Raw genomic sequence first — 25,411 nt, 5'->3', positions numbered from 1 at the left:
AACTATCCGGAGTATTCCTTCAATAAATTAAAAACTATCTATTTGTTGACTGGGAAGAGACAAAACCGGTGATTCAGGTGAGTTCCACACCAGAGAACTCGAACCGGGCACCACCAGATTCGGCGTCCATAGGTCGAATCGTCCACCCATGGCCGATTGCGATTTCGTGTGCAATAGCGAGTCCAAAGCCGTTGCCAGTTGGACTACCGGTGCAACCGTACTGGAACAGTTGGTCGTGGTCAACCGTCGAGAATCCCACACCGTTGTCTTCGATGTAGAAACCGGATTGAACGTCGAGACTACCAATCCTGACGGTGAGGCCGGATTCACCGAGAGAAGTGTCGTGGTCGGCAGACGAACCATGTTCGAGCGAGTTTCGAAAGAGGTTCTCGAAGAGTCTACTGAGTCGGGACCGGTCGGCGAAAATGATTCCGAGTTCGTCTTCGAAGACGAGCATCGACTCATCGGTGTAGACGGTTTCCCACGCTTCTAATGCAACTTCTTGCAGTGAGACTGGTTCTGATTTGCCTACTTGACCCATTTTTGCGAAGTGGAGCATCTCGTCGATTCGGTCGAACGCCTTCTCGAGTGAGGCCATGGCTCTTTCGAGGTTCTCGTCGTCTTCGTGAGACTCACGAGCGAGTTTCAGACGACCGTTGACGACGTTGAGCGGATTTCGAAGGTCGTGTGCAACTGTACTGGCGAACTGATTGAGTCGCTTGTTCTGCTGCTCTAAGACGATTTGGTTGTCTCGGCGTTCGAGTTCGTAGGCCATCCACCGGGATGCGAGTTCGACGAAGGTTCGCTCGCTGTCGCTGACGGGGCGTTGATGGGGCGTCGATGAACCGAAACAGAGCGTCCCGTAGAGTTCGTTGTTGACGACGAGTTTACTCCCGAGGTACGTCTCGAGATTGAGTCGGTCGTAGGCAGGGTCGTTCTCCCACCTCTCTTCAGTTGCGTGGTGGACCGCCAAGAGGCCCGTCGTATCGACTATCTTTCGACAGTAGGTGTGTTCCAACGGACACGATTCGCCGGGTTGCAATCGTGGATGCTCACCGGTCGCAGCGACAATCTCCTGTCGGTCTTCCGTGATACGCGAGACGAACCCATAGGAGACGCCGAGGTACTCGCGTGCGAGCGTGAGAATCCGGTCGCATTTTTCGGCAAATGACAGCGACCCGTTCGACGAGATTTGATAGAGTTCGTGGACTGCGTCGAGACTGGCCCGCAGTTCCTCGCGTAGCATCGCCTGTTCGGTGATATCCTGAAACAGACCCGTGTATCGGCTCTCACCGTCGATGATGACCTCGCGGAACGTGGTCGCTAACGGAACGCTATGGCCGTCGTTGTGGAGGGCGACAATTTCGGTATGCTCCCAATCACTTCGTTCTGCGTCACCGCGCAAGTACGCCTGAAAGAACGATAAATACTCGTCAGCGCGGTCGTCAGGAAGGAGAGCTGTGAGCGACGTTCCGACGAGTCTCGACGGGTCGTATCCGAGTACTGTTCCAGCCGCACCATTGGCGTAGACAATCGTGCCGGACTGGTCGAAAACAAAGACACCGAATGGAGCACCTTCGACGAGTTGCTCGTACGAAAACCGGTCTGATAGTTCAGGAGGTAACGATGCATTCCCACCGGTTTGATCCATAAACCGACTACGTTCGTCCAAATGTATATCTTCTCGTATTTCGCTCAACTATTCAACAATTGAACACAATCAACGAGAGTACCATTGAAACGTACGGGTTATATCACTCTGAGTTCCGGAATTGGTCGATAAAGCGTGTGAAACGATTGTTCGAGGCAGATGTGAGCAGGTCGATAACCGTTTGTCCCCTCCCGTAGGTCTGCTGGAGCGACCGAATCTGTTCGAGGTCGTTCGGGCGCAGAAACCAAAAATCAGTAACGAGTGAGCCGTGCGTTCACTCTCGGTCTGGAATCGCACGGTGCGGAGAAATGTGTGGGCCGGTCGGACTCTCGCTATCGACACTCGCATCGACGCGGAACACGTCGGCGAGGAGTTCTTCGGTAACCACCGTCTTCGGCGGACCCCAGTCGTAGAGTCCCCCGTCTTTCATTGCGATGAGGTTGTCGGCAAATCGCGCGGCTTGGCCGATATCGTGCAAGACGACGGCGATGGTGATGTCACGCTCGGTAGTGAGCGTCTCGACGACTTCCATGACACGCAGTTGGTGGTGCAAATCGAGGTACGTCGTCGGTTCGTCGAGCAAGAGGACGTCGGTCTCTTGGGCGAGAACCATCGCAATCCACGCGAGTTGCTTTTGGCCGCCGCTGAGGTTGCCGACGTTCTCGTGTCGAATATCGTTCACACCGGCGAGCGCGAGAGCGCGTTCGACCGCGGCCCCGTCGTCTTCGGTGACCGATTCGAAGAACCCACGATGAGGGTAGCGCCCGTGATACGCGAGGTCTTCGACGGTCAAACTCGCGGGGGATTCGTTCTCTTGGGAAAGCAACCCCAACTGCCGTGCGAGCGCTTTGGGTTTGAGCGACTGCACGTCGGTTCCGTCGAGTAAGACGTTGCCGCGCTCTGGCGTCAATTGGTTCGACATCGCCTTCAGGAGCGTACTTTTCCCGCTTCCGTTCGGCCCGACGAGGGCCGTGATTTCACCTTCCGGGATGACGACTTTCTCGCACTCGACGATTGGTTCGTCGGTAGTCGGATAGCCGATTGCGAGGTTTTCGCCGACGAGACGACTCGCCGGAGAGTCACTCTCGTACTCGAATTCGGAGACGTTCTCGTCACGTTCCTGTGCGTCTTTCCGAGGTGATGGGCGTGGAGTCGTCATTAGATTTCACCCAGCTGTGTCTGTTTACGCATGAGATACAGGAAGTACGGCCCACCGATGAGGCCGGTGACGATACCGACCGGTATCTGCACCGGATTCAACGCCAACCGGGCACCGACGTCGGCGGTGACCATGAGCGCCGGGCCGACGAACATGCAACCGATGATGAGGCGTTTGTACTCACTGCCGACGAGATTGCGGACCATGTGCGGCACGATGAGACCGACGAAGCCCACGATTCCGGCGACGGCGATACTCGCAGCGGCCGCAAGGACGGCGATGCCGGAGAGGGCGAATCGGACTTTCTCGACCGACATGCCCAGTGCCTTCGCCGTTCGCTCGCCCAAGAGGAGGACGTTGAGTTGGCGAGAACTCACGAGCGCCAGAAACATGGCGAGGATGGTCCACGGGAGTGCCATCCGAACCTGCTCCCAGTCGGTTCCCGTGAGCGACCCAGTCGTCCACGCGATTGCGCTCTGAACGATGCCGATGCTATCGGCGAAGAAGAACATCGCCGTCTGGAGGCTTCCGAAGACGGTGCCGACGATAACGCCAGCGAGGACCAGCCGAACAGGTGAAGTTCCGTTCTTCCACGCGATTGCGTAGACGACGAGGAACGCCATCGCCCCACCGAACGAGGCGATAAGCGGGAGGAACGCCGACAGTCCAGAGAAGACGACGAGCGTCAGGAGAATCATCAACCCGGCACCGGAGGAGACACCGAGGATGAACGGACTAGCGAGTTCGTTTCGCGTGACTGCCTGGAAGATTGCACCCGAGACGGCGAGGTTCGCACCGACGAGGATGGCGACGAACACGCGTGGGAGGCGGATGTTCCAGACGATGAGGCTCTCTCTGCTCATCTCGGGGAGTTCACCGCCGAGGAGGAAGGCGTTCCACGCCTGTGGGTTGAACACCACGTTGGGATTGAAGACGGCGTGCCAGGCCTCGATGAGCGTCATCGAGAACGCACCGAAGCTCACCTGCAACAGGCCGCCGACGAGGATAACGAGGAGACTTGCGAAGATGACCGCGACGAGCGAACCATCGAACCACCCTTCAGCGGCCGAGTTCGATTCGGTCGAACGTGCTGTTTTACTCGCAATCGTTCGCCACCTCAGTTGAGTGGTCGGCGCGTGTCTCGATTTCACGGGCACGTTCGAGAATTTGGTCGTCGTCGATGTAGTCGAGGAGTCGTGCTTGTCCTCGCTTCCATCGGGTTTCGATTTCCTCGGCCTCGACTTGCGTGCGGAAGGCCCGGTCGATGTAGGCCTCACGGAGTTCCACGAGTCGCTCGTCGTACTCGGCGTCTTCGTCGTAGTCGTGGGCAGCGCCGTCTGCGGCGAGTTGGCCGTGGAACCACTCACGCCATCGGTCGCGTGTTGCCCACTCACCGGTCAGTTCGGACTCTCGGCGAAGCCAATCGTAGTGTGGTGCGACGCCCGCAGGGAAGCCGAGTTCCTGCCGGTAGTCTTCGAGCAGGCATCGAGCAACGTGCGCGCCGGTTCCGGCCGCGATGATTGCCTGTGCGTTCCGCTCTCCTGCGGGTGCTGCGACGTAGAGACCGTCGATAGGCGTTCGGCCATTTTTGTCCGAGTAGTCGGGGTCGAAGTGTTCGTGTACGTCACCATCGCCGTGGTCGTGTGCTTCGAACATCTCGTCCCCACCGAGTGGACGCATGTACTCGCCATCGTACCACGACGCGGCGAGGACGTACCGGGTCGTCACTCGTTCGTCGTCCATGGTCTCGACGACGAATCCGTCGCCGTCGGCATGGGTCACAGATTCGACCATGTCGGGAACGTACGCACACCCAACGCTCCGGGCGTGGTCGTGCATCAGGTCGTACAGCGTTTCGATGTGGACCCCGCCGGGAAACCCGAGATAATTTTCGACGTATGCGGCGCGCTTGAGTGCGGCGTTTCCACGGTCAAAGATGACTGTATCGAGTCCGTGACGTGCGGTGAAAATCCCTGCCGAACAACCGGTCGGACCGCCGCCGACGATGACCACGTCGTAATCAAACTCAGCGGTGGCACCGTCGGCGACGTGCGTGTCAAATTCGATAGAACTCATTACGGACATGCCTCCAAAATCGACCCACAGCGTGGGCGTTCAGACATCGGTTCGTCATCGCCTGTGTGCATCCTCAGAGGTCTCCGTTGACGATGTCGGCGACGCGCTGTTTGTCGTAGAGCGGTTCGTCCACGTCGTAGAGTTGCTTGGCCGTCCGCTGGGTGAGTACGAGGTTCGTGATCGGACCCTGGTACAGACCGCCAGCGCGGTACACGTCGTCGTTCTCGACGGCAGTGAGGGCGCTTGCAGTGTCGTGATTCTTCAGGTACTCGACGACCGAGTTCTGGAACTCATCTTCGGTCTTCGACTCGTAGCCGCGGAGCATGATGACCTCGGGGTCGACTTCGAGGAGCGTTTCGAGGTCGATTGCGGCGCGACTGCCGTGGAAATCCTTGATGTCCGTCTCCGCGAGTGCGTCCTTGACTTGGAGGTCGGTCAAGTGTTTGAACCCAGTCCCGTCGCCGACGATGTACGGGTAGTACTGTTCGGGTTGGTCACCGACACCCCAGAGGACGGCGACGGCGGGCCGTTCACTGCGTGCTGGAACGACCGGTGCGAGGTTCGCCTGAAAGTCGGCGTGGACCGCTTCGAACGCTTCGTAGCGGTCAGTACGTTGGAAGACCTCTGCGAGTTTCTCGAAGCCTTCGTAGAGGGAGTAGTAGCGGTAGTCTTCGTGCCACGGGTAATGCTGTGCGTAGATACAGTTCCCGAAGACCGGACCGATGTTTTCGGCCACCTCGTCAACGTCCGCCTGTTCCCACCCCTTGAATCGATTCATCAGGAAGTTGGGGTCCATGACGTGTACGTCGGCGTCGAGTTCGTAGAACAACTCCTTGCTGACGCCGTCTTGGTAGAGCGAGACCATGTCGCTCTTGTCCACGGACACACCCGGAATGTCGTCGTAGTACTGGGTGTGGTATCGGCTGGTGAGCCACACGCCCTTCGGTGGTTCGAGACCGAGTGCGATACCCATGTCGGCCCAGCTACCGTTGTTAGCGACCCACGTTTCGGGAACCGAATCGAACTCGACATCGCCGATAGGGACCATCGACACCGTGTAGGACTCCGCGGCTTCCTCGGTCGTCTCGGTCTCGGGCGCAGTCGTCTCCGACTCAGTCGTCGCCTCACTGCCGCTTCCACCGGTACAACCGGCCAACGCGACACCCGTAATCGCTGCCCCAGTGTACTTCAGATAGTCGCGGCGTCCGAACGATTCGGAACCCTGCTCATCGAATGCCATTAGTTTTAGGCTATCCTAAACCAATAAATTCCTTACGAATTTTAGGGAGTCCTAAAACTTTGAGAGAGGACGCATACCACGAAATTGTCTACCGTCGTTCGACACTCGCTCCGCCTCGGAACTACGTCAGAGACTTACTCACAGATGCACTCGTGTCGTTTGGTCGATTGGTTCACGACGAACGTGTGCGTCTCAGCGGCGAGCGCAAACAGTTTCTCTGCACGGCCTTTCGCCGCGAGTCCGTCTTGATAGTACGTCTTCGCCCGATGGTTTCGCCACAAGTCCTGTAGGTTCGATGCGACGCGTTCCGAGAGAATACCTCGTCTCGCCGCTTCGGTGTACACAGCCGGGTGCGTCCCCGGAAGGTCTCGCGGTTCGACACCGCCTTCGAGTAGTTTGAACTCGACGACTCGCTCGATTGCGACGAACGACGTCTCGATGACGATGGTGTAGAAGCCCTGTTCGAGCAGTGTCTCTGCGCCAGCGAGGAGCCGACACGACTTCCGAAGTTGGAGTACATCTGCCTCGTTGGTGTCGAGACCGACCTCGATTTCGTCCGGTCGGTAATCGAAGGCCGCCTGCACCTCGTCAACTAACTCTTCGATTCGATTACCGCTCACGGCTCATCACCTCTTTTCTGACCTGTTGGAACTCGTCGGTCCCGTACACCGTGACACCCTCTTTGAATTGCTCGCGGAGTTTCTCACCCACGCGGTGGGCACTCTCGACTGTCTCCACGAACGGTTCGAAGGCGAACCGGTCGCCGTCGAATCGCTCGTCGCCGAGGTCGGCTGCGATATCCGAAACGACGCGACGGGCAGTCGTTCGGTCGCCGCTGACGAGGACGAACAGGTCGATGTCGCTCTTTCTGTCGGCCTCGCCGCGGGCGACGCTCCCGAACACGAGGACGCCGACCAAGGAGTCGATGCCGTTCGTGTCTGCAACTGCGCTCTTCACCCGAGCGACGAACGCTCGAACTGGTTCGTGATACTCGGCCTGTTCGATAGCGAGTATCGGGTCGTCTTTTTCGAGATGTCCGTTGTCGATGGAGACGTACTTTCGTTGTGTCGTCTCGCGAATGTCGAGGACACCGAGTTCGTCCAAGAGTTCGACCGCTCGCCACACAGTCGAGCGACTGTAGTCCGTCTCGTTGGCGAGTTCGTTCATCGTGAACTCCGTCTCGTGTGCGTCGACGAGGAGTCGGAGTACGTCGTCCGCCGCCCGAAGCCTGAAAATCTTCGTGTCGTCGCCGGGAAGAACTCGAAGACACACTCGCGTTTCTTGTTTCATCTCGCCATACACTGTCCGATTATATGCAACAAGGTATAATAAAGATGGCGTCGGAGGTGGCCGGAGTTCAGTTCAGTCCAGTCCGGGCCAATCAATTCAGTCCAGTGGATGCAACAACCAACTCGTCGGAGAAATCCATAGTACTGAATTCGTGCATTTCAGCCATGTGAGACCGTGTATGACAGGTAGTATAGATACTGCAACAAAAGAAGTATGTTGTTTCAGTAACATCAATTGTGTTGTTGGATAGCAATGAACATCAAAGCAGCAGTGACCCACGAAAAAGGTGGGTCGTTCGAAATCGAAGAAGTAACTCTCGAAGAACCACAGTCGGACGAGGTACTCGTCCGTGTCGTCGGAGCAGGGGTCTGTCACACAGACATGATCGTCCGCGACCAAATGTATCCGACACCACTTCCGGCGGTTCTCGGCCACGAAGGCTCTGGTGTCGTCGAGCAGGTTGGGTCGAACGTGACACGAGTCGAACCGGGCGACCACGTGGTCTTGAGTTTCGACTACGACGGAACCTGTACGAGCTGTCGAGACGGCCACCCCGCGTACTGTGAGGCGTTCTTCGCACACAACTTCGGCGGTGCCCGACCCAGTGACGAAACCTCCCCACTCTCGCAAAACGGAGAGAGAATCAGTGGTCGTTTCTTCGGCCAGTCGTCGTTCGCCACGTACGCGATTGCGACCGAGCGAAACGTCGTTCCCGTCGAAGACGACGTCCCACTGGAACTGCTCGGCCCACTCGGGTGTGGTATCCAGACGGGTGCAGGTGGCGTCATCAACTCTCTGGACCCGCAAGCAGGTTCGTCGATTGCTGTCTTCGGCGCTGGGTCGGTTGGACTGGCGGCCGTCATGGCGGCCAATCTCAAGGGGTGTACCGACATCGTCTCTATCGACCTCAAGCCGAACCGTCTCGAAAAGGCGCTGGAGGTCGGAGCTACCGAGACGGTGAACGCCGAAGCAGTAGACGACGTGGTCGAAGCAGTTCGGGAACTCACCGGTGGTGTCGATTACGCGCTGGAGACGACCGGCGTACCAACGGTCGCAGAGCAGGCGACCGAATCGCTCACACAGCGGGGCACACTCGGCATCATCGGCGCACCGGCGCTCGGCACCGAAGCCAGTTACGACGTCAACAATCTCATCTTGAACGGCCGGAACATCACCGGTATCGTCGAAGGCGACTCCGACCCACAGCAGTTCATTCCCGACCTCATCGAACTCTACCGACAGGGGAAGTTCCCGTTCGACGAACTCGTCACCTACTACGACTTCGAAGACATCGAACAAGCAGTCGAAGACTCCGAAAGCGGAGACACCATTAAACCCGTTCTTCGCATGGGAGACGCCTAAGCGGACGTAGTGGCACGCACCAAACTTTCAGTTCTATTTTTGTTCGACATTTGGGGTTTCGCTCCACGGATTCCGTGGTTAGTGTCGCTGACCGTCGTCGCCTTCGTACAGAACTGATACAGAGCGGGGGCTACTGACGATGGAGATAAGTGTGTAAGTAAAGGAGTATTTCTCGGAGAAATGAATAATGGAGGCGAGGCGGAGTTTGACATTCGTCACTTCGAGCCAACGCCATGGGATGCAGACCAAGAGGGAGAGCGTTACGACCCCCGGTGCGGAGTCGCAATCCGTGCAGGGGGCGTTTGGATACCCGGAGAAGACATTTATACAGAAGCCCCGGAAGTGAGTTTCTGGATTGAACAGTTGCTTGTTCTGAAAAATCTCATTGAGGGGTCAGATAAAGAGGAAATATTGTTAGGCGGCGGACGAGCGATATCTTTCGAAAAAATAAATTCCGACAAAGTACGTGTCATGAATCACTACTCCGAGGAGAGTATCGAAGATGAATCGGAACGACTGGGTATTGAGAAGACAGGTGTCTGTTCGATAATAGCACTCAGTAAATCAGCACTTGAGTGGGTACAACGAATCATTGACCACGTTCGTAATAACGAACCCACAAGGTGGCATCTATCTCAACTTCACCTCTTAGAAAACCGGGCACAGAAACTCGATTGGCTACTACGATAGCGCGTCTTCTAGACGTTCGGAGACTCAGTCAGATATGCCAAGTAACCCAATCGTAAGACAGACGCTTGGTTCGATGTCGAGGTGGGGCCAGCAAAGTGTTTTCAACGTCCGAAATATGGTTTAAAATGAAATTCAATGGGTGAAGAAGCCAAGGTAGCGTTCGATTTCAAGAATAACGAAGGCACACCATGGCACCCAGTCCACAAAGGAGACGATTACGACCCCTACTGTGGTGTCTCAATTCGGGTTGGAGATTCCTGGATTCCAGGTGAAGGCTCCTATTTCGAAACGTGGGAGGTGTCGTTTCTGAACGAGCTACTCGATGTGCTGAATCGACTGCACGCTGGTGAGAATCGAGTAAAGTGGTTCATCAATCGGCCCTCACTATTACTATTCGAGGCCACGGGTGAGGGTTGCGTTCGAGTGACGAATTATTACCGAGAAGACAGTATCGAAGACGAGTCAAAGCGACTCGGAATCGAACAGTCTGGAACGTGTTCACTCACTGAACTGAGGGATGTGACGCTTCAGCGGGTTCGAAAAATCATCCCGCACTTTCGTAATGCAGACCTGTCGAGAAGCGATGCAAACCTGCTCGATGTGTTGGAACAGAATGTTCGGGAAAGTAATTGGGAGTAAGAGCCCCAATTACCGCACTATTCCAGCCGAATCAGTACACCGAGTCGAGAACGTCGTCGTCGAGGGTGTCGAACTGAGATAGATATTCCCGACGTTCCGCTCGCAGCGTTTGCAGTGCGTCAGAGGCATCTTCGACGTGGTCGGAAACGACGAACTGACCGATGTCGATACCCGGGACGTAGGATGGAACAGACAGGCCGAGCGTGTCGTCGTAGGTCCACTCGATGCTTCCTCGGGAGACACCTTCGAGGATAGCGACGGTCTCCTCGACGCCGACGTCGATGGGTTCGTCGGTGCCGACGACGCCGGTGTTGATGACGAAGCAGTCCACATCGAGTGTCTCGATTAAGTCACGGAACCGGTTGCCCTCCTCACCTTTCGGTCCGATGATGAACGGATTCGTGCCGACGACTCGAATCGATTCGCCGATACGAGAGGGGTCACCCGCGCTCGTCTCGATAGATTCGCCGAGCATGAACGCCGCAGTAGCCTGCCTCTCGTCGAGTTTTGCGATTGGTGGCATCAGCGGGTTGCGTGTGATGAAGAATATCTGGTCAACGCGTTCGAGGTCGATATCGTCGGCAGAACTTGTGAGACAATCGCGCTGGATGACAGCACGCGAATTTCGGCCGTACCGAGGCTCATCGAAGTGGACACATCCATCCTCATCGACAGCCACGTTTTCGAGTACCGCACTCTCAGCACTCGCAGCCTCGTAGAGTTCGGGTTGTTCGTCGGCATCGAGTCCAAGCGTCTTGATGTAGAGACCGCCGCCTTCGCTGCCGACAGCAGTCCCAGACGGGAGGAGTGCGCAGACGTCGTCTTGAAGCATCTCTGCACCCTCGGGGCTGTCCAACCAGAGACCGTGGCTGGTCAGCGTCGATTTGCCAGTCCCCGAGAGCCCTAAGAAGAGTTGTCCGACTTCGCGGGTGCGTCCGTTGGCGTTGGTCAGTCGAACCCGCTTACTGCCAGCGTGGAGTCCGAGACCACCCATCTGCTTCGCTCGGTACATGAAGAGACGCAAGAACGACTTCTTCGCTTCGCCTGTGTAGTCGCTCCCAAGCACCACTGTCACACCATCATCGGGTAGGACGCGGATACAGGGTTCATCGGTCGCATCTGGCAGTTGTACCGTGACGAAATCCGGTTCAACACCGTCAGAGGGTTCGAGAAGTTTCGCCCACGCCAGTGCGATTCGACCGTATTCTTTGGGGAGGAACAACCGGCAGACAGCGGACACACCTTCGCTTCGGCCGACGACCCGGTCGACACAGAGCACGTCGTTTCGTGGGTCGTTCACCCACTCAGTCGCTCGCTCGAATACGGCGTAGTCGTCGCTGTCGAAGGTGTCGTCGATAGCGGTGGCTGTCTGAGCCGAGCTTCGAGAACGGTAGTCACTGACGTATGATGGAGACCCGAATTCGGTCGTCGTTTCGAGGGCAGTAGAGAATGTTCGGAGGTCTGCAATGGGTGGATTGTACGTGATATGGTCCGCTGTCTCTGGGTTTGGAAAATCAGCTGTTTGCTGCAACGGGATCATGTCGTCCATGCTATGAACCCACCAACGAACTCAATAGACATAGTTATTTTATCAGTGATTCAATATGAAAAATAATTTATTCGGATTCAGATAAACCTCTTATTGCAATCGAAGCCTCGTCGAAGAGAGATGTACTGTTAGCAGGTGTACTGTTGCTGGTGGCGAATGCTAATCATCCAATAAATGGGTTTCAGCCCGGCGTTCGATAGCATCATCCTACGTCTCAAAACCTTCACTGGGCAGGCTTGGAATACTCTGTCAGCAGTGGGTTAGGCCTCGAAGAACTGTTTCAGTCCACGCGTACCGCTCTCGAATCCACATCAACTGGCGAGTATGTTCGGATTAAGTAATTCTTGAAACCAGAACGTCGGCTTCGAAAAGACGAGTCACCACGCAGTTCAATTAGAGCGACTCGGTGAAGACTCGTCCCACGAATCGAAAGCATGCGACTCAGGGTCGATGTCAGCGACAAAGCGCATCGTCGTGATATTCAATGCAAGCCCGAGCAGGCCACCGCCGACGATGCCGAGCAATAGCCCGATTCCGGGGACGTTAACCACAAATGCCGTCGCAAACGGCGAGACGACGAGGACGAAGAGACCGTACGCGAGGAAGTACGAAAGGTATGGACCCCCCTGCGTAGCCAACGCAAACGAGCCTCGAAGCGCCGCCACGATGCCAGTGTCTCGAAGAACGATAAGGTAGGGGGTCGCGTAGAACAGGTACACAGTGATGAGGAACAAGAGGAGCGAAGCGGCGAACACCGCGACGAGGTTCGTGGGGAGGCCCGTCGCGTTGAGACCGATACCTAGTGCCAACGGTAACACGAGTACGAACGGAACGAATGCGAGAACGAAAAATGGCCCAAAGTAGGAGCGAACGTTGTCGAGAAAGTCGTACTCACCTGTTTCGAGATGGGTTCTGATACTTCCAAAGTAGCCAGCAGAGAGGGCGGCTTTCACGACGAGTAAGCCAAAGACGGGCACCAGTAATCCTGGATTTTCTCCAACTGGAACACCGAGGTTGACGTTCAGCCCTTCATTGGGTGCGCTCACAAACTGCCAGACGGTCCCAACAGAGATTGGCAACCCGAACGTGAAGCCGACGTATATGCCGTCGTGCGCGAACACGGACTGTATCTTCGTTATCTCTGTACACGCAAACAGAATGGGAACCAGCATGAGTTGGATGCTATCGAGTGCCCGCTCCCAACCGTCCGTGAGTCGCTCGTAAAACCCTGGCATCAGTTACAACACCAGAATTTGTCGAAGATTGCGTGAGTACGATGACTGCGGTAGCCGTCGAGGGCATGTGGAGGGCATCATTGTCGAAAACTCATGTCGGCAATAAACACTTTTTCGATTGTGGACACTCCCAGATGAACGCAGAGGTTGATCAGTCCACTTCGCTCCCTTGCCCGTTTTGAGTCCGCTGAAGCCGACGCCGCCACAGGGCACCATAGATTCCGAATAGAATCATCGTAAATAGCGGGATGACCACAGCACCGCTCGAAAAAGCCACGAGGCCATACAGATACCAGATAGTGAGTAGCAAGCCGACGAGTACGATTGGCGTCGCAACGAGACGGAGATAAGTCGAGTTAGAAGACGACAAGCGTGGGGAGAACTCAGCAACAGAGACCTCGACATCTAGCTGCTCTAGTTGAGTCTCGAAATCGTCGGTCTCTGTGACGGATATCGCAGTAGACAGTGGTTTGGAAACGAACCGGTGAGTGTAGTGAAAGTTCACGACCGAATTGTGGGAAAATCGGATGATAGAGACGTGGTCGAGGTCGTCAACATCGATTGGTGCATACTCTCCCGTATCGTATGGCTTCGACTTTATCAACGCCCGGTTTTCAGTATCGACGGTCAGCACAGGAGAGACAAACTCGTGGCTCATCCACAAGAGCCAAAGACAGATTCCAATCGGAACACCCGCAGCAAGCGGGACGAATACATCGCTAACTCGTGATGCAAGGAGCAGTGTGAGTGGTAATGCAACGACGAGTCCTGCCCAAAACCGATTGCTCCCGACTAACGCTGCGAACGCGAACCGAGCAGGAACGTCTCGTAATCGGTATAGCTGTGCTGTAAATACTCCACCACTATGTTCTTCAATCTTCATTTATCGAGAGTATTCGTTTACTGGTTGCACATTGTAGAGCCCGTTGGTAATTCATTCGACCACAGAACGGGAGAAGCGAAAAATTGGGTCAGTGGTCGGTCGTGTCTCGAACCAATCCACGCGCAAACGACTCGATTACGAGGTCACGTACCGCGGGGTATCGCTCGGTTCCGATATCTTCCTGATGGAGCGTCAGATACGGGATGGAGACGACGGCGCTGGCGATTGTCTCGGGGTCTTCACCGTACAACCGGCCATCTTCGATGAATGGGCCGAGAAAAGAGAGTACGAAGTCGATGTCCTGTTGTTGCTCTGTCTGTCGGTCTGATTCGGACTGCTGGTCTCGAATGCGCTCGATGTTATCTTCGATGAGTAACTGCCGAGTGAGCGGGTTCGTCTCGATTTCGTCCATGACGAAGCGAAGGAATTGCACGACAGTCTCCTGTGGGTCGTCGAGTTCGAGAAATCCTTCCGCTGCCATGCGCTCGGCGATGTCTTCGCCCTCGTCTTCGAGTACTGCGAGGTAGAGTTCCTCTTTCGAATCGTAGAACTGGTAGAACGTACTCGTGCCGATGCCGACTTCGCTGGTCAGGTCAGCAATGGTCGTCTTGCCAATTCCGAACCTCGAAAAGAGCATGCGACCGGCCTCGATAAGTCGCGTTTGAATCCGTTTGCGTTCGTCGTCAGAGAACCCTCGCATAAGAGAATAAAAGAATCAAAAATACATAAGTCGTGAGTTTTCTGTTCTCATCTACGAGTAGGCACCCACCTTCAACCGACGAGACTAGTCCGACCGACGGTTGAAGAGGCGGAGCAGTCCCGTGATGACGAGCGCGTTGTAGGCTACACCGATGGCGAGGTAGGTGAAGACACCACCGTCGCCCGCGAGTGCAAGGACGGTCGCTTTCATCACCCAAAACGGCGGGAAGACACCGGCGAGGAACAGGAGCGGCTCGGCAACGAGTGTGAGCGCAACCATCGGGCCGATAATCAAGAATCCGAGGCCCTTGCTCACACCGACACCCTCGACAGTGTTCGATGCGAGACTCGCCATCAACAACCCAGTCACGGCAGTGTGGAGCGACCCAACCAGTGCGAGTGCGATGAAAGTCCCCAATGGAAGCGTTCCGAGGTTCACGAGCGGGACAACGACGAGCGTCATGACGAACGTGAGTACCAAGAACACGAGTCCGCGGTACCGAAGGTAGCCACGGCCAGTGAGCGGCGTCGTTCGGAATGCCTGTAAAATTCCCTGCTCACGGTCTTCGAGCATGAAGATGCCCGCCGCGAACCCGAACGTCGCACCGGGGAGCAAGAGCAGCGCTGCGAGCAACACATCCGAATACGCGGCGAGTTCGACGAACGTCAGCGCGGCATCGAGTGGTGGGAGGCCGAATCGAACAAGAATCCCGAGTAGTATCGGTAAGAACCCAATATAGAGTAAGAGCGGGTCACGACTCCAGTTGCGGAGGTCTGTCACGATGAGTGTCGCCGTGGGACCGAGCGAACGGCCTGCGAGTACTCCCGGGTCGTGTCGCTGTGGAGTCGTCTCTCCACCCGCAGTTCCACGGACGATGTGTCTGACGAACGCCTGGTGAGCGAGGACGTAACTGAGGACCGTCCAGACGACGAGGTAACCGACAGCGTAGCCGACTTCCCACGCTGGAACAGCCTCGAAGGCGGCGGTGATGAGAACGAGCGACGCTTGTGTCGGGAACAGGTAGAACAGCGGGTGTTCGACGATGCCGAAGAAGTCGAGCAACGGGAGCGACAGCGGCGTCAAGTAGAGAATCGCCGTCATGAAGTAGGTGTTCAGCGTGTCGAATCGGGCGACTGCGACGAACCCGAGCAAGGTGAAGACGAACGCAGTCAGTCCGATTCCGAGGACGAACCAGAGCCAGTTGAAAGAAGGACCGTAAACGGCCAGCGCGACGGTCGTCGCACCGAGGAGAGCGATGGCCGACAGCGAGAGCGCCTTCGAGGTGAGGTAGTCGCGAACCGAGAGCGGCGAACTCACGAGCGCGTCGAGGACGCCCTCGTTCTTCTCGAAGAGGACCAGCGCGCCGACGAAGTAGAAGCCCAAGAATCCGGGGTCACTGAAGAGGATGAGGACCAATCCAGACGTTTGCGCGCTCGCGGGAAGTTGCTTTAGCCCGATGATGAACAGCGCAGTCACGACTGCGTAAATGGCGTAGAAACCGTATCTGTACTGCAATCGGGCATCCCACCCAGTCATCGACTGAACGCTCACTTAGACCAACTCCCGACCAGTGACCTCGATAAACACGTCTTCGAGTGTGGCCTCGCTGGAGTGGATTCGCTCGACAGCCGACGTGGTAAGGAGTCGCTGGAAGGATTCGTCTGCACCAATCGAATCGAGATTGAACTGCGCCGTTTCGAGCAAGCCACTCTGTCGGTATTCGACGGTGACGAGCGGCGCGCCGTGTTCTTTCTTGAGATTGGATGGAGTGTCAAGAACCGGAATCTCACCATCGACGATGAACGCGACGCGGTCGCAGAGTTCGTCGGCGACGGTCATGTCGTGAGTGGTGAGAAACACGGAGGTACCCTGTTGCTGTAAGTCGCGGACGATGTTCTTCACGATGCGTGCGTTTCGTGGGTCGAGGCCGGTCGTCGGCTCGTCGAGAAACAACAGTTTCGGTGAGTGAATCAGCGCACGAACGAAATTCAGGCGCATCCGCATGCCTTTCGAGTAGGCTTCGACGCGCATGTCGGCCGCGTCGTCCAACCCGACCATCGACAGCAACTCGTCGGCGTCCGCCGTCTCGCCATCGTACAACGACGCGAAGAGTTGGAGGTTCTCTCGACCAGTGAGCTTCAAGTACTGGTTGGGTGATTCGAACGAGACACCGACGTGCTGGTAGTACGCTTTTCCCCACTCACTGACTTCTTTCCCGAACGTCGTCGCTCGCCCTTCGTACTCTTCGAGAAGACCGATGAGGACTTTCTGCGTCGTACTCTTTCCGGCACCGCTCGGGCCGAGAAAGCCGAACACTTCGCCTTCGTGAATCGCGAAGTCCAATCCGCGGAGCGTCGGCTTATCACTGCCAGGATACGTGTACCGTAGCCCCTCTACGTCGAGTACCGCCGCAGCGCTCCCGGTCGGTTCGTCGGGTATCGCGTCTGCTTGCATTGGCTCCATCGTATGTATCCGACGAGTTGAGAATCTATGAATATTTCTGTTTTATATTTTTGAACGAGTAATTCAGTCGTGAGGCGACACTCGTAGTGGCACGAGCAATCGTAAGCGGGCGTCGACGTAACCATGATACGGCACCCGCCCGATAGCAGAGTCATGAGCGGTGATGCGATTCACGTGACGCGAAAACAGCCCGAAGCGGTCTTCTCACTCCTTAGTAGTGAACTCCGAATCGAAATCCTACGCGCACTGAGCGAGGTTCGAGACACACCTCAGACGTTCTCAGACCTCCGAGCGCGCGTCGGCGAACGCGACTCAGGGAAGTTCAACTACCATCTCGGAAAGCTCGAAGGGACGTTCGTCAGACGCACCGAAGACGGGTACGAACTGACGATTGCAGGTCACCAAGTCGTCGGGGCGCTCATCGCTGGAACGTACACCGCGGACGCCGAACTATCCGAGGTAACGACGGACGACCCCTGCCCGCAGTGTGAGTCGGCGGCCCTCTCCGTCTCGTACGAGAGCGAACACGTCAAATTCGAGTGTCACAACTGTGACGACTTTACCTCGACGTTCTGGTTCCCTGGTGGAACACTGGACCAGTACGACCCTGATGAACTCCCCGCAGTGTTCGACCGCTGGATGTACACGCTGTTTCAGCAAATCACCGCGGGATTCTGTGTGAACTGTGCGGGGCGTCTCACTGGTGAACTCGAACCCGAACGCGAGCCGCCAACTATCTCGTGGACGTGCAACCTGTGTGGAGACGTCTCTCGGGCAGGAATTGTCATGCCGTTACTGTTCCATCCGGCAGCGCAGGGCTTTCTCGTCGACCACGGTATCGACGTATCGACGACGCCGACGTGGCAAGTACTCACGCCGCAGACGCTCACCCAAGAAGCCGACGAGACGGGAGCGACAGTCACCATCTCGATAGACGGTGACGAACTGACAGGCCATATCGATACGGATGGCCGGGTGAGTTCGGTCGAGTGGTGAATCTCTTCCGAGCTTGAAGCGCGAAGGCTCGTTACGCTGGGTGTTCAGTTATTAGGAGCAAATTACGATTGACATTTAGTTGAAGCTGTTCTGAGTACAGGGCACGTACCGACTATTGCTGTAGTTACAGATGTCTACTAGAGTAGTTGTGTGATTAGTAGACCCGTTGTTCGAGCAGTCTATCACCGCTCTCTGCACAAACTACGGACACGACATCGTGCGTCGAGCAACACGATTCGACTATATTCTCTTCGAGTTTGACATTCCCACCATCTGGACAAGTATCAAGAAAGACTCGGAGGCCCGCAGCAACCTCACTCTGCTGAAACTGGTTTAGTTGCTCCCACCCGGAGACGTACTGCTTGAGTGCACGTATGCCCGCAACATCGACTCGCATTGCAGTCTCTGATGGCCACGTCAACTGGAACTCTTCGTTTGTAGACATGGTAATGGAATCTGCGTTGCGTTCAACTTCAAATTCATCAGCAGAGGAGTCGAGTACTAAGAAGAACTCCTCAGGTGTAACGTTCTCTGGAACCCGAGCGAGTTCTGAATCCCAAATTGGTATCTCTAAAGGTGATAAAAATCCGAAACGCGAGATACAGTCTCGATTCGGGCCGCGATTCAGCTTCAATTAACTGGACCGAATTGGAGCGATTTCAGCGTTACCAGTCGGTAAACGAGTATTGGGTGAGTTCTCGAAAGCTCGAAGGTCGTCGCCATCTTCAATTCATTACCACCTGAACCTCACCGCTTCAGATATCCAGCATCCCACAAAAAGAGAAGTGTGAATACTGTGAAAAATGTCAAAACCATCACCAGTCTCGGGAAAGTCCCTGGTTCAGCCCTCTGCTCGAATGGGAGCATCGAGATAAATGACATAGTAAGCGAAGCGAAGAGAATTAAGAGATACTTACCGAATGCTCGGCCCATATTTGGTTCCTCGTCCATGTTCTGTGTCGGATATTTACAACCATAAAGATTTGATGTAATTAATTCAATCGTGCTAGCCATATGTCTGAAGTTCGTTAACGACCACTCTCAGCTTCGCTTCGATAATCAAATATCGAATGAAGTACCGACTCAATGCTATTGATGCGGGCTGGTCGAGTACTATCTCACAATCACATCTCCGAATAGCCGCTGATATCTGCGGGAATGGGTCCTTCCGAAGGGTACATCGCCCTAGTGAAGTGGATACGAAGCGAAGTACGCACTGAGACAGTATAGAGATGAGGCAGTGCTTGTCTCAGGTCCAAATAAAAGAGTGAATCACAATTACTCGTTCGGTTTGACGAGAATTTTCACGTGTTCGCTCTGTGGGTCGATGAGCCGTTCGAATCCACTCTCGACGAGTTCTTCGAGTGCGATTCGGTCGGTGATGAACGGTTCTGGGTCGAGTCGGCCGTTCGCAAGCATATCGATGACCATGCCGTACTCTTCTCTCGAGCGTGGGCCACCAGTGTAAGCGAGTGTGCCGGTAATCGTCCGTTCGCCGAGAACGAGGTTGTTCGGGTGCGTATTGACTTCCTTTTCCCAGATACTCACGATGGTCGTGCGTCCGGACGGGGCAGTACTCATCACCGCGTCGTTGAACGAGGCTTCCACGCCAGCAACTTCGAAGGTGATGTCGGCACCACCGTTCGTCTCAGACTTGATGTACTCGACTGCGTCGACCTCCGTCGGGTCGATGACTTCGTCGGCACCGCACGAGATAGCACGCTCGCGTCGCGCTGGGCGTGGTTCGGAGACGAAAATCTTCCCAGCACCTGCCGCGCGAGCACTTTGAATCACTGACAGCCCAATCGGACCACTGCCGAAGACAGCGACGGCGTCGCCAGCACGGAGCCCTGAGCGACGGACTGCGTGCAATCCCACCGTCAGTGGTTCGACGAGTGCTCCGTACTCCAGTGGGATGTCGTCGCCGAGTGGAACGGCGTGTACTGCATCGACGACGACGCTCTCTGCGAATCCACCATCGCCACCCGACAGGCCGAGAAAGCCAATCGACTCGCAGATGTGGTAGTTCCCTTCGTTGCACTGGCGGCACTCGCCACAGTAGAGAATCGGGTTAATCGCCACTGCATCTCCTTCTTTGAGGTCCGTCACCGAGTCACCGACATCGGTAATAATCCCGCTGAACTCGTGGCCGAGTCTAATCGGTGCTTTCTCTTGAGAGAGCGGGTGGGGTTCGTCACCCGGAACGAAAATCGGTCCTGCCGTGTACTCGTGGAGGTCTGTTCCACAGATTCCACACGAATCGACTTCGATTCGGACTTGCTCAGCACCGACTGGTGTCTCTTCGATATCTTCGACTCGAATGTCTTTTCGGTCGTGGTAAATCGCAGCTCGCATGGCGGTCGATAAACGTCAGTTAGAAGATTAAATGTTGTTTCAATAATTGTAATAAGTCAACAAATAGCGACTAACTATTCGAGAAAATCACGAGAAAATGCAGGTGCTACGTCGAGAGCCGGTTGCGGTGCCGTCTCCCGAACGACCTCACGCTAAACTGTCCGGTTCGTCGCCGCTATCGCTCTAATTCCACCAATTACCAGTCTATCGAGCGAACGAGTCGCTACCCCGAACGAGACGAAAAAGACCACGAGTACGATGAAATCGAGAGGGACGAAACTCGACACATCGAGCGTAGCGACGAGTTGTATCATCACTCGTCCCGTCTCGAGGGCGCTGTCGAAAGTGAGATACGCAATCGCACCCCCGACGACCGTAAGTACACCGTAGACGACCATCCACGACCCGGACGGAACGCCGGATGGTCGGTTATACCAGCGACTATCGTCTGTCGCGTCGCCACCAAGTGCCGAGAGTTGACGACGAATCTGGTCGAGGAGCGTCACCGCCAAGATGAACCACAGGAAGACGGCGAGGCCAAATCGAACACTCGACGGTGATACAGTTGGGAACACAGTCGTCACCGCCTCGACGATAGTTTGTGTCGCGTACTCGACGAAGATGTAGAACACGGTGTAGCTAATCGCGGCATCGATGGGTCCGTACGCAGGGAACGACTGGACTCGTCGTGACCGACTCTCGGTGTGACCAAACCCTTCCATATGTAGATAGATGCGCTACAACAGCATCAAAAGAAGTCACTACGTTCGTGAGGTTCACGCAGAGAGACGTACGAACCGAACAGAGAACCGGTCGGAGCAAGTATTCAAACCACCACCAGACCTTCCGACCCGGTATCGCTCCCAGATTCGCTCGTGTCGTCGTGACCTACAACACGGATTGGGCGGCCTGGATGACCTCGACAGGCGAAAGCGACGTGAGCGAGTCGTTCGCCAGAACCAATCGCTGGCGAGGGCGGCCGATATCGGTCGCAACTTTCTCGGTGTCGATGAGACCAGCATCTTCCAGTGCGCGCTTGTGCTTGGAGAACTTCGCTCGGCTTGCGATGCCCATATCCTCGCCCCAATTACAGATGTCGTAGAACTGCTGGTTGTTCTGGGCACCGACGAGCAGGTAAATATCGACTTCGTCCATCTGACTCTCGCCACGGTGGGCTAACCCAGCAGATTCGAAGACGCTCTGAACACTCTGTTCCATGGATTCGCCCAAGTCATCGCCAATACTCTCCAACATTCGAGCGTACGATGGCTTAGACAACTGGAACCGGCGGCCATCTTTCCATTGTGAGATGTATTTTTCACGAACAGCAATGACGACATCGCCGTCGGCAGAAGACAGTAAGATACCTTCATCCTCAGTCGTCGGATGAATGTACGTGACTTCGTCGGACGTGACAAACACAGACGATGGATGTCGTTCGCGATTTACTCTGAGGCTAAGCATCCCGTCTTCGATGTACTGACTCAGCCGACTCGAAATGATAAAATCGTTATCTGCGTCTTTGACCGTCTCACGATTCGTGAGCAGTCGAAGGCGACGAGGATGATCTTCCAGCGTGTGAAGAGTCTCAGCGATCGCTTCGAGTAACTCAATTTCAGCAGTTGCGATGACCATCTCATCGACTGGCGATGAAAGTGTACTGCTAACTAAATTTCTGTATAGGTCCACCCTCGAAGAGTCCGTCATATGTACTTCACTACTACATAGAAAAATAAGTCTTATAATTGAATCGGCCGCGCGCTTGGTTCTACAAGCCGCCGATAGTCGACCCGCCACCGGCGGCGTTGGTCGTGACTGTGAAGGCGAACGTCGCACTGCTGAGTGCAATTGTCAGGACGCGTGGGTGCGATTCGAGCCATGTCGTGAGTTTGTCTACGTACATCGGCAGACCTACCAAGAGCCGATGGCATAATATTCGAAATTGAGAGATTCAAATATAACATTAAAAATATCCCCGTTAGATTATCTTCATAGATGGTAAATTGATGGTAATGAGCATAGATTTTACATACCAAACGGGTTAAAGATAGACAAATGGGAGTGAATTTTAGGAATATTCTCACTTTTTCGCCAATTAGTACCGGTTGAGATGACAGCGTTGTAATATGGGAAGGATAGTAAAATTCAAAAATTTTGTATTAAAAATATGCTTAAATGACAGATAGAAGCCTTGATGCGGTAAGTATTACTAGATAAGCGTATTTTGAATCATTGTTAGATGGATGAGGTTGTGTTCGAGACGCTTCCGAACGAGTCGGCGGTGCGAGTTCGCGATGCTGTCAATTCCCGACAGAGTACGTTTATATTCGACAATCTCAGCGAGTTGTACCAGTCCGATGTGTCGGGATTTCCGTTCCCAGTGATGGCGAAGGTTACGCTCACAACCTCGACTGTGACGATTCCAAACTCAGTGACTGTCATCGTTCGAACGGAAGACCGAGAGATGCACAGCGATATTCCACACCAAGCGAGCGATAGCTTTCCCGACGGGGAGTACTACCTCGAATTGAGTACCGCTGTCAAATCGTACCTCCACTTTTCCGGGGCGTTCACCATCCAATCCACCGAGGAGTATGTGAAAATCTGCCTCCCAGCACAGACGAGGGTGGCATTGGCAGCACGCGCCCACGTGAACCAACCGACTGCGACGATTCAAACGACAGAAAAGCCAGCACATCTCGCCGAAGCGATTACCGCACTCTCGACCGGGCAGTTGGATTCACCCGAGCGTTCGTATCCGATGTTACGACCGCACCCACCAGCAATCGAACTCACCGAACGTCTCGATCTCTCGGCAGTCGATTCACAACCGAACGACGAACTAACGATCGAAGTTCCTGAGACACACAGTGGCGTGTTTGCAGCAGCACCGCTGGCGTACTACGTGAAATCACGCATCGAGTTCAGCACCGACCCAGCATTCGTCGTCGGCGGAGACCGTTACGAACTCGGGGAGAACTACGAAGAGACGCTCGCAGAGATTCTCAAGCAAATCTTCTACTGCGATTGTCTCGTTCGGACGGAGGGGCTCTACCGCGTCGATTTGGGGGGATTGAGCGACCTGAAAGACCACTTTTCGGTCGAATTAGACGAACTGTACGAATTGGAGACGGTCGAACAGATACAGCACTATCTGGATGTGGATATCGACCGGCTCAGTCCGCAGTTTCCCCAATGGTTGCTCACTGCGTACGTGCATTCGAATCCAAAAACCATCGAGTCGATACCGTACTTGCTTGACGAACTCGCCATCATCCGGACAGAGCCATTCGTCGAAATTCCAAACGAGGAGTTGGAGAGAGAGGCACTCAATCTGTTCTTGCGGGGACCGTATCGGAGCCCAGACTCATCAACCGATGACAGCGGGATGTGGCAGGGAGACGACCGATTCGTCCGGATTCGAAAAGACGACTCGAAACATCACACCTGCGTCAGCGACGACATCTGTCTCAACGCGAATAAATTCATTCGGCAGGGCTACATCAACCGCGAGAATAGGCCACTTTCAGACCCACCCATCACTGTGGTCGTCATCTACAACGATACGAAGATGATTGCCGAGGCAAAACAGGTGCAGACCGTCTATGGAGACCACAAACTGTTCGACTTCGAGTTAGAGACGCACGGGCCAGTTTCGACAGAGACGCTAGCCGAGATACTGCAATCAGACATCGACTTTCTGCACTACATCGGTCACGCAACGCACGACGGAATCGAGTGTTCCGATGGATATCTCGACGTCGAAACGCTCGACGAAGTAGGTATCGAGACGTTCTTTTTGAACGCTTGCCAGTCGTACACACAGGGGAGATTGCTCGTCGAGAGAGGCGCAGTCGGCGGCGTCGTGACCCTCTCGAAAGTCAACAGCCAAAGCGCAGCCGACGTGGGCGCGATGCTCGCAAAACTGCTGAATCAGGGATTCACGATTCGGTCGGGGTTAGCGATTGCCCGCGAGATGAGCATCACCGGTGGACAGTACTCGACTGTCGGCGACGCGGGGGTCGAACTCGTCCAAGCAGAGAGCGGAACGCCCTACCTCGTCGAACTCGACGACGAAACCGAGAGGTGGCACGCAACTGTCGAAACCTATCCGACGAAGACGTTCGGGATGGGGTCACTCTTTTCACTCCAAATCGGACCACAGGGGAGGTACTATCTCACGTCGGACACACACGGCCCGTTCACGCTAACCGACGAAGAGTTGGCAGAGTTCCTCTCACTGGAACAGGTGCCTGTCCGAGTCGGTGGCTCACTCACCTGGAGCAGTGAAATCGACCTTTGAGCGAGAAAATAGCCGAGGTTCGCTCTCGGTACTGCATGTGTCACAACACGAACGGGCCGCGCTGTCGTATCGGTTCGTCGTGTGGCTGTCCACTGACGGCAACTGCCCGGAGTTCAGAGGCGGTTTGAACGCCGACCGCTCCGCCGTCGATTACTGGGAGGACATCACCCTCGGAGAACGATTCGCCGTCTACCGTCCCAGACCCTGAAATACCGTAGAGAAATCCACTCCATCCAGTTGGGACGTTCCACGTCCATTCGTCGGTGACACGGACATCGAGATACTCCATCGGCGTGTGGAGTTCGATTGGTGAGCCCTCACCGATGACGGTGGTTACGGTTGCCCCGTCGTACTCGTTGGTCGGAAGTTCGGACGCGCTCGCATCGGCGTAGTCGGCATCGACGTCTTTCTTTTCGCGGGGGAGGTTGACCCACAGTTGCAGTCCGTTACACGCCGCTCCATCGGCAGGGAACTCCGAGTGGCGAATCCCCGAACCGGTCGTGATTCGCATCGTATCACCTTCGCAGGCAGTGTGCGATACACCCAGCGAGTCCTCGTGTTTCATCCCGCCGTCGAGCATGTAGGAGACGATTTCGAACCCACGGTGTGGGTGCATTGGAAAACCCGTGTCCGAGTCGATGTAGAACCGCTCGAAGAGGACGAAAGGGTCGAGGTTGGCGGGATAGTTGTTCGTCGGGAACGCACGATTCGAGTTCACGCCGGTCCCGTGACGAACCATCTGTCCAGAAACTGGCCCACCCTCGGCGTCGTGACCCGAACTACCGGCGTCCATGCGAGAGCCAAAGACCCTCTCACGGAT

At 55.4% G+C, this 25,411-nt stretch carries 24 protein-coding genes; 5 read left to right on the top strand and 19 right to left on the bottom strand.

From position 1 onward, the window contains the following. Nucleotides 1–73 precede the first annotated feature (73 nt). From ACK509_RS15265 to ACK509_RS15235, 7 genes are all read right to left on the bottom strand, one after another. Complete coding sequence (locus tag ACK509_RS15265; protein WP_410767414.1) at nucleotides 74–1,651, bottom strand: PAS domain S-box protein; 1,578 nt, start codon at nucleotides 1,649–1,651, stop codon at nucleotides 74–76. Nucleotides 1,652–1,925: 274 nt separating this feature from the next. Beyond that, nucleotides 1,926–2,810, bottom strand: a complete 885-nt coding sequence (locus tag ACK509_RS15260) for an ABC transporter ATP-binding protein (RefSeq protein WP_410767413.1) — start codon at nucleotides 2,808–2,810, stop codon at nucleotides 1,926–1,928. Then, the gene (locus ACK509_RS15255) at nucleotides 2,810–3,916 is read right to left on the bottom strand and encodes a FecCD family ABC transporter permease (RefSeq protein ID WP_410767525.1); all 1,107 of its coding nucleotides are present in this window, start codon (nucleotides 3,914–3,916) and stop codon (nucleotides 2,810–2,812) included. The genes ACK509_RS15260 and ACK509_RS15255 overlap by 1 nt, the downstream gene beginning before the upstream one ends. Next, nucleotides 3,906–4,886 (bottom strand): NAD(P)/FAD-dependent oxidoreductase, encoded by a 981-nt coding sequence (locus tag ACK509_RS15250; protein WP_410767412.1) that lies wholly within the window; start codon nucleotides 4,884–4,886, stop codon nucleotides 3,906–3,908. Before ACK509_RS15250 ends, ACK509_RS15255 begins: the two co-directional genes overlap by 11 nt. Before the next feature lie 73 nt (nucleotides 4,887–4,959). Beyond that, nucleotides 4,960–6,126 (bottom strand): ABC transporter substrate-binding protein, encoded by a 1,167-nt coding sequence (locus ACK509_RS15245; RefSeq protein ID WP_410767411.1) that lies wholly within the window; start codon nucleotides 6,124–6,126, stop codon nucleotides 4,960–4,962. A gap of 134 nt (nucleotides 6,127–6,260) precedes the next feature. Next, nucleotides 6,261–6,746, bottom strand: a complete 486-nt coding sequence (locus tag ACK509_RS15240; RefSeq protein WP_410767410.1) for a hypothetical protein — start codon at nucleotides 6,744–6,746, stop codon at nucleotides 6,261–6,263. After that, on the bottom strand, nucleotides 6,736–7,416 hold the full coding sequence (locus ACK509_RS15235; RefSeq protein WP_410767409.1) for a nucleotidyltransferase domain-containing protein: 681 nt from the start codon (nucleotides 7,414–7,416) through the stop codon (nucleotides 6,736–6,738). Before ACK509_RS15235 ends, ACK509_RS15240 begins: the two co-directional genes overlap by 11 nt. A 252-nt stretch (nucleotides 7,417–7,668) precedes the next feature. On the opposite strand from ACK509_RS15235, the gene ACK509_RS15230 reads away from it, so the two are divergent. From ACK509_RS15230 to ACK509_RS15220, 3 genes are all read left to right on the top strand, one after another. Beyond that, nucleotides 7,669–8,778 carry an NAD(P)-dependent alcohol dehydrogenase gene (locus tag ACK509_RS15230; RefSeq protein ID WP_410767408.1) on the top strand — a complete coding sequence of 370 codons (1,110 nt, stop codon included), beginning with the start codon at nucleotides 7,669–7,671 and terminating at the stop codon, nucleotides 8,776–8,778. A gap of 180 nt (nucleotides 8,779–8,958) precedes the next feature. After that, nucleotides 8,959–9,468, top strand: coding sequence for a hypothetical protein (locus ACK509_RS15225; protein WP_410767407.1), 510 nt, complete (start codon nucleotides 8,959–8,961; stop codon nucleotides 9,466–9,468). Between the two features lie 135 nt (nucleotides 9,469–9,603). Beyond that, on the top strand, nucleotides 9,604–10,107 hold the full coding sequence (locus tag ACK509_RS15220) for a hypothetical protein (RefSeq protein ID WP_410767406.1): 504 nt from the start codon (nucleotides 9,604–9,606) through the stop codon (nucleotides 10,105–10,107). A 31-nt stretch (nucleotides 10,108–10,138) separates the two neighbouring features. On the opposite strand, the gene ACK509_RS15215 is transcribed toward ACK509_RS15220, so the two are convergent. The 5 genes from ACK509_RS15215 to ACK509_RS15195 all read right to left on the bottom strand — a co-directional run bounded on the left by ACK509_RS15215 (nucleotide 10,139) and on the right by ACK509_RS15195 (nucleotide 16,928). Beyond that, nucleotides 10,139–11,656 (bottom strand): phosphoenolpyruvate carboxykinase (ATP), encoded by a 1,518-nt coding sequence (locus ACK509_RS15215; protein ID WP_410767405.1) that lies wholly within the window; start codon nucleotides 11,654–11,656, stop codon nucleotides 10,139–10,141. 389 nt (nucleotides 11,657–12,045) lie between these two features. Next, entirely contained in the window at nucleotides 12,046–12,891 is an 846-nt protein-coding gene (locus ACK509_RS15210; protein WP_410767404.1) for a hypothetical protein, read from the bottom strand. A 971-nt stretch (nucleotides 12,892–13,862) separates the two neighbouring features. Further along, nucleotides 13,863–14,474 carry a TetR/AcrR family transcriptional regulator gene (locus ACK509_RS15205; RefSeq protein ID WP_410767403.1) on the bottom strand — a complete coding sequence of 204 codons (612 nt, stop codon included), beginning with the start codon at nucleotides 14,472–14,474 and terminating at the stop codon, nucleotides 13,863–13,865. An 84-nt stretch (nucleotides 14,475–14,558) separates the two neighbouring features. Next, nucleotides 14,559–16,025 carry an ABC transporter permease gene (locus ACK509_RS15200; protein ID WP_410767402.1) on the bottom strand — a complete coding sequence of 489 codons (1,467 nt, stop codon included), beginning with the start codon at nucleotides 16,023–16,025 and terminating at the stop codon, nucleotides 14,559–14,561. Further along, nucleotides 16,026–16,928: an ABC transporter ATP-binding protein gene (locus ACK509_RS15195; protein ID WP_410767401.1), complete on the bottom strand. Its 903-nt coding sequence runs from the start codon at nucleotides 16,926–16,928 to the stop codon at nucleotides 16,026–16,028. A gap of 162 nt (nucleotides 16,929–17,090) precedes the next feature. On the opposite strand from ACK509_RS15195, the gene ACK509_RS15190 reads away from it, so the two are divergent. Then, entirely contained in the window at nucleotides 17,091–17,933 is an 843-nt protein-coding gene (locus ACK509_RS15190; RefSeq protein ID WP_410767400.1) for a winged helix-turn-helix domain-containing protein, read from the top strand. Nucleotides 17,934–18,087: 154 nt separating this feature from the next. Here the strand turns inward: ACK509_RS15190 and ACK509_RS15185 are convergent, their stop codons facing one another. From ACK509_RS15185 to ACK509_RS15160, 6 genes are all read right to left on the bottom strand, one after another. After that, nucleotides 18,088–18,567 (bottom strand): hypothetical protein, encoded by a 480-nt coding sequence (locus ACK509_RS15185; protein ID WP_410767399.1) that lies wholly within the window; start codon nucleotides 18,565–18,567, stop codon nucleotides 18,088–18,090. 113 nt (nucleotides 18,568–18,680) lie between these two features. Further along, a complete protein-coding gene (locus ACK509_RS15180; protein ID WP_410767398.1) occupies nucleotides 18,681–18,884 on the bottom strand; it encodes a hypothetical protein in 204 nt (67 codons plus the stop codon). A gap of 327 nt (nucleotides 18,885–19,211) precedes the next feature. Then, nucleotides 19,212–20,288: a 2,3-butanediol dehydrogenase gene (locus tag ACK509_RS15175; RefSeq protein WP_410767397.1), complete on the bottom strand. Its 1,077-nt coding sequence runs from the start codon at nucleotides 20,286–20,288 to the stop codon at nucleotides 19,212–19,214. A 152-nt stretch (nucleotides 20,289–20,440) separates the two neighbouring features. Continuing rightward, complete coding sequence (locus ACK509_RS15170) at nucleotides 20,441–21,010, bottom strand: hypothetical protein (RefSeq protein WP_410767396.1); 570 nt, start codon at nucleotides 21,008–21,010, stop codon at nucleotides 20,441–20,443. A gap of 166 nt (nucleotides 21,011–21,176) precedes the next feature. Then, nucleotides 21,177–21,995: a DUF5821 family protein gene (locus tag ACK509_RS15165; protein WP_410767395.1), complete on the bottom strand. Its 819-nt coding sequence runs from the start codon at nucleotides 21,993–21,995 to the stop codon at nucleotides 21,177–21,179. 61 nt (nucleotides 21,996–22,056) lie between these two features. Then, nucleotides 22,057–22,191, bottom strand: a complete 135-nt coding sequence (locus tag ACK509_RS15160; protein WP_410767394.1) for a hypothetical protein — start codon at nucleotides 22,189–22,191, stop codon at nucleotides 22,057–22,059. Nucleotides 22,192–22,527: 336 nt separating this feature from the next. Between ACK509_RS15160 and ACK509_RS15155 the strand changes: the two genes are divergently transcribed. Further along, nucleotides 22,528–24,591, top strand: a complete 2,064-nt coding sequence (locus ACK509_RS15155; RefSeq protein WP_410767393.1) for a hypothetical protein — start codon at nucleotides 22,528–22,530, stop codon at nucleotides 24,589–24,591. Between the two features lie 40 nt (nucleotides 24,592–24,631). Here the strand turns inward: ACK509_RS15155 and ACK509_RS15150 are convergent, their stop codons facing one another. Further along, entirely contained in the window at nucleotides 24,632–25,384 is a 753-nt protein-coding gene (locus ACK509_RS15150; RefSeq protein WP_410767392.1) for a pirin family protein, read from the bottom strand. Nucleotides 25,385–25,411 lie beyond the last annotated feature (27 nt).

Source organism: Haloferax sp. DFSO60 (assembly GCF_046557615.1).
Lineage (GTDB): Archaea > Halobacteriota > Halobacteria > Halobacteriales > Haloferacaceae > Haloferax.
This window is presented reverse-complemented; position numbering and strand designations above follow the sequence as displayed.

Excerpts from the sequence above, each read along its gene's own strand:
- ACK509_RS15245 (WP_410767411.1), bottom strand. The coding sequence starts at position 6,126 with ATGGCATTCGATGAGCAGGGTTCCGAATCGTTCGGACGCCGCGACTAT.
- ACK509_RS15220 (WP_410767406.1), top strand. The coding sequence starts at position 9,604 with ATGGGTGAAGAAGCCAAGGTAGCGTTCGATTTCAAGAATAACGAAGGC.
- ACK509_RS15265 (WP_410767414.1), bottom strand. The coding sequence starts at position 1,651 with ATGGATCAAACCGGTGGGAATGCATCGTTACCTCCTGAACTATCAGAC.
- ACK509_RS15195 (WP_410767401.1), bottom strand. The coding sequence starts at position 16,928 with ATGCAAGCAGACGCGATACCCGACGAACCGACCGGGAGCGCTGCGGCG.
- ACK509_RS15210 (WP_410767404.1), bottom strand. The coding sequence starts at position 12,891 with ATGCCAGGGTTTTACGAGCGACTCACGGACGGTTGGGAGCGGGCACTC.
- ACK509_RS15165 (WP_410767395.1), bottom strand. The coding sequence starts at position 21,995 with ATGACGGACTCTTCGAGGGTGGACCTATACAGAAATTTAGTTAGCAGT.
- ACK509_RS15260 (WP_410767413.1), bottom strand. The coding sequence starts at position 2,810 with ATGACGACTCCACGCCCATCACCTCGGAAAGACGCACAGGAACGTGAC.
- ACK509_RS15205 (WP_410767403.1), bottom strand. The coding sequence starts at position 14,474 with ATGCGAGGGTTCTCTGACGACGAACGCAAACGGATTCAAACGCGACTT.
- ACK509_RS15235 (WP_410767409.1), bottom strand. The coding sequence starts at position 7,416 with ATGAAACAAGAAACGCGAGTGTGTCTTCGAGTTCTTCCCGGCGACGAC.
- ACK509_RS15175 (WP_410767397.1), bottom strand. The coding sequence starts at position 20,288 with ATGCGAGCTGCGATTTACCACGACCGAAAAGACATTCGAGTCGAAGAT.
- ACK509_RS15160 (WP_410767394.1), bottom strand. The coding sequence starts at position 22,191 with ATGTACGTAGACAAACTCACGACATGGCTCGAATCGCACCCACGCGTC.
- ACK509_RS15180 (WP_410767398.1), bottom strand. The coding sequence starts at position 18,884 with ATGGACGAGGAACCAAATATGGGCCGAGCATTCGGTAAGTATCTCTTA.
- ACK509_RS15215 (WP_410767405.1), bottom strand. The coding sequence starts at position 11,656 with ATGGACGACATGATCCCGTTGCAGCAAACAGCTGATTTTCCAAACCCA.
- ACK509_RS15190 (WP_410767400.1), top strand. The coding sequence starts at position 17,091 with ATGAGCGGTGATGCGATTCACGTGACGCGAAAACAGCCCGAAGCGGTC.
- ACK509_RS15230 (WP_410767408.1), top strand. The coding sequence starts at position 7,669 with ATGAACATCAAAGCAGCAGTGACCCACGAAAAAGGTGGGTCGTTCGAA.
- ACK509_RS15170 (WP_410767396.1), bottom strand. The coding sequence starts at position 21,010 with ATGGAAGGGTTTGGTCACACCGAGAGTCGGTCACGACGAGTCCAGTCG.
- ACK509_RS15155 (WP_410767393.1), top strand. The coding sequence starts at position 22,528 with ATGGATGAGGTTGTGTTCGAGACGCTTCCGAACGAGTCGGCGGTGCGA.
- ACK509_RS15250 (WP_410767412.1), bottom strand. The coding sequence starts at position 4,886 with ATGAGTTCTATCGAATTTGACACGCACGTCGCCGACGGTGCCACCGCT.
- ACK509_RS15225 (WP_410767407.1), top strand. The coding sequence starts at position 8,959 with ATGAATAATGGAGGCGAGGCGGAGTTTGACATTCGTCACTTCGAGCCA.
- ACK509_RS15150 (WP_410767392.1), bottom strand. The coding sequence starts at position 25,384 with ATGGACGCCGGTAGTTCGGGTCACGACGCCGAGGGTGGGCCAGTTTCT.